Annotated in this window: 4 protein-coding genes and 1 tRNA gene; 2 read left to right on the top strand and 3 right to left on the bottom strand. The window is 44.7% G+C overall.

What is annotated here, in order from left to right; all coding sequences use genetic code 11:
* Nucleotides 1-46: 46 nt before the first annotated feature.
* Nucleotides 47-120: transfer RNA gene (locus tag ACEW8S_RS10500), tRNA-Arg, on the bottom strand.
* A gap of 75 nt (nt 121-195) precedes the next feature.
* Between ACEW8S_RS10500 and ACEW8S_RS10495 the strand changes: the two genes are divergently transcribed.
* A complete protein-coding gene (locus ACEW8S_RS10495; protein ID WP_373518106.1) occupies nt 196-708 on the top strand; it encodes an adenine phosphoribosyltransferase in 513 nt (170 codons plus the stop codon).
* A 13-nt stretch (nt 709-721) separates the two neighbouring features.
* Here the strand turns inward: ACEW8S_RS10495 and ACEW8S_RS10490 are convergent, their stop codons facing one another.
* Nucleotides 722-877, bottom strand: a complete 156-nt coding sequence (locus ACEW8S_RS10490) for an SsrA-binding protein (protein WP_373518105.1) — start codon at nt 875-877, stop codon at nt 722-724.
* A 127-nt stretch (nt 878-1,004) separates the two neighbouring features.
* On the opposite strand from ACEW8S_RS10490, the gene ACEW8S_RS10485 reads away from it, so the two are divergent.
* Nucleotides 1,005-1,943: a calcium/sodium antiporter gene (locus ACEW8S_RS10485; protein WP_373518104.1), complete on the top strand. Its 939-nt coding sequence runs from the start codon at nt 1,005-1,007 to the stop codon at nt 1,941-1,943.
* A gap of 18 nt (nt 1,944-1,961) precedes the next feature.
* On the opposite strand, the gene ACEW8S_RS10480 is transcribed toward ACEW8S_RS10485, so the two are convergent.
* Nucleotides 1,962-2,648 (bottom strand): hypothetical protein, encoded by a 687-nt coding sequence (locus ACEW8S_RS10480; RefSeq protein ID WP_373518103.1) that lies wholly within the window; start codon nt 2,646-2,648, stop codon nt 1,962-1,964.
* Nucleotides 2,649-2,800: the final 152 nt, after the last annotated feature.

Here is a 2,800-nt window from a genome sequence, read left to right as displayed (position 1 = left end):
AACAAAGAACCACGCCCCAAAAATGGGCGTGGTCTACCGAGTGTCGTGATCCTGACAAGATTCGAACTTGTAACCTTCTGATTCGTAGTCAGATGCGCTATCCAGTTGCGCCACAGGACCAGTATTGTGTTTTATTTAAAGCGGGTGCAAATATATTTCTTTTTAAATTTACCGCAAAATAACCGAGCCACTTAAATGAACCTTAAACGCTACATCCGCGATATCCCCGATTTTCCATCCAAAGGCATCGTCTTCAAAGATATCACGCCCCTATTGAAAGACCCACTGGCCATGAAGCAAGCAACGGATGCGTTGATGGATTTGATCGGAAACCAAAAGATTGATATCGTAGTGGGCATAGAAAGCCGAGGGTTTTTCTTCGCCGCTCTTTTGGCGGCAAGACTAAACGCCGGTTTTGTCCCCGTTCGAAAACCCGGTAAACTGCCCGCGGAAAAGATCAGCGTCACCTATGACCTTGAATATGGTACCGACACTTTGGAAATACATAAAGATGCCATCCAAAAAGGAGACAAAGTTTTGATCCATGACGATGTGCTGGCCACCGGTGGCACGGCCAAAGCGACCTGTGAACTGGTCGAACGTTTGGGCGGTGAAATCGTTCAGTGTAATTTTTTGATGGCGCTTGATTTCTTAAAAGGCGAGGAGAAACTTAAAGGTTACGAGATACGGTCTTTGATGCAGTATTAATAATATTGGAAAGCTACTTACCTAATGCGTTCGTAGTCACATAATAGCGCCAGCCGATAATACCCATCTGAAATTTGGATGCTCTCGAAAGATCTAATTGCTTTTTCGAGTAGGAGGGGAGCACCGCCTTGTTCACCTTTGCCAAAAATTTAAAAAAAGCCTTTTTCATCCCATTTGATTTCTACAAATATAACGAACCCTAATTGAGTTCGGATTCAAAATCCACCTGCATCAAAAGAATCCCATAAATTTGAAATCTTCATATATATTTGTCACGAGTTCCCACAAACCACTTCATGCAAAACCTTCTTTTTATAGTTCTTGGCTTAATGCTTTTAATCGCGGGCGGCAACTGGCTTTTAAAATCCGCCGTAGCACTTTCGTTGCGCTTGAACATCCCCAAGATTGTTATCGGGATGACGGTGGTATCCTTTGCCACTTCGGCACCGGAGCTAATCGTGAGCGTAAAATCGGCCTTGGACGGTTTTCCGGATCTGGCCTTGGGCAATGTGGTCGGCTCCAACATCGCTAATTTGGGACTCGTTTTGGGAATAACGCTCTTATTGGGAAGTATTGAAGTACAGCGGAGTTTCTACACGACCGATTGGCCGGTCATGATGCTGGCGTCGCTCTTATTTTTCGGATTCATCTATTTCGATGGGGAACTGGTGAAATATGAGGGCATCATTATGTTGGTTGCCCTATTTTTATTTTTGGTCTATCTGCTGCGATTCCAGAAACCGGCGGTCGTCGATGAAATGCCGGATGACGATCTACCGCTGCCGCTATGGAAGACCATGCTATTTTTGGGTATTGGGGGCGTTGCGCTCTGGGGAGGATCGGAACTGCTTATTGACGGTGCCGTAGGTCTGGCGACGGTTTATGGCGTCAGCGAACGGGTCATCGGCGTGACGGTTGTCTCCGTAGGCACCAGTATTCCCGAATTGGCGGCCTCGGTCATAGCGGTCATCAAAAAGGAGAAGGCGATTTCTTTGGGCAACCTTATCGGATCGAACATTTTTAACCTTTTGGCGGTCTTGGGGATTGCTTCGATCATAACGCCCATCAAAGTGATGGATGAAGGCCTTTTGACCAACGATATCTTTTGGATGCTCGGTATTTCGTTCTTGATCTTGCCCCTGGTGTTCATACCTAAAGGGCTCAGGCTCAACTGGCGCGATGGGCTTGTGTTGGTGGCGGTTTATGTGACTTTCGTGTATTTTACAATAACTTGAACCTCTTTTTGAGCGATATCAATCCTCCTCGGTTTCTATGATAGCTTCAAAAGTCTCCGCATACTTAAGGTCGTTGAACCAATACGTAGACGAAATAATCTCGAAAACTTGACTGTTATTTTCCGCGGCTTCTTCGGTATACTGCCAGATAATATCCTTGGCATCCTTAAAATCGCCACCTTTGAGTTCGTCGTCAAAAAGTCGGTTGATCAAGGTGTTTTCGGGCATTCCTTGTACTAGAAGACGAATCAGGCACGCTTCGGTATCCTTTTCAAATATTTCCATACCCGTTTTTTCTTTGGATGTCACTTTCATTTTAAACCGCACTGCTTCCGGATGGGGAAATTTACCGTTGTACGCCTTGTACAAAAGCTGCGTCGCGTTAAAGAATTCTTCATGCATGGAGAGTTCGGCGTACTCTTCCCATACTTTTTCAGTTTCCATTTCATGGGATAGATTATCGATTTGGCCTGGGTTCAGGCGTTCGCCGAAAACGTAGGCCAAAACTAGCTTCGCCGCTTCAGCAGGGTCGTTGTCGGAAATGGAAAGCAGGCACATCTCCTTTAATTCCTGTGAAGAAAGATCGGAGGTATCGCCATATTCCGCGGTATCCAACAATTTTTTGTAATCGCCATCGTTCCATGCATGGGGCAATTCTTCAATGGTTTGGAATTTTATGGGTTCTAAAGTATACTGTAGTTTCATAGCTAAGAGGATTTATTGATAACCAGAAATATAGCCAAAAGGATGCATGAAAACGGTCTCATTCGAATATTTTATTTCCTATATAATTTGGCAGTACTTTTGATATCCCTAACCATAACCAGCGTATTAACATGATCAAACACATCTTGCTA

Origin of the sequence: Pricia sp., from assembly GCF_041745955.1 — a bacterium.
Lineage (GTDB): Bacteria > Bacteroidota > Bacteroidia > Flavobacteriales > Flavobacteriaceae > Pricia.
Note: the sequence above shows the minus strand (reverse complement) of the source record. Positions and strands in the feature narration are given on the sequence as shown.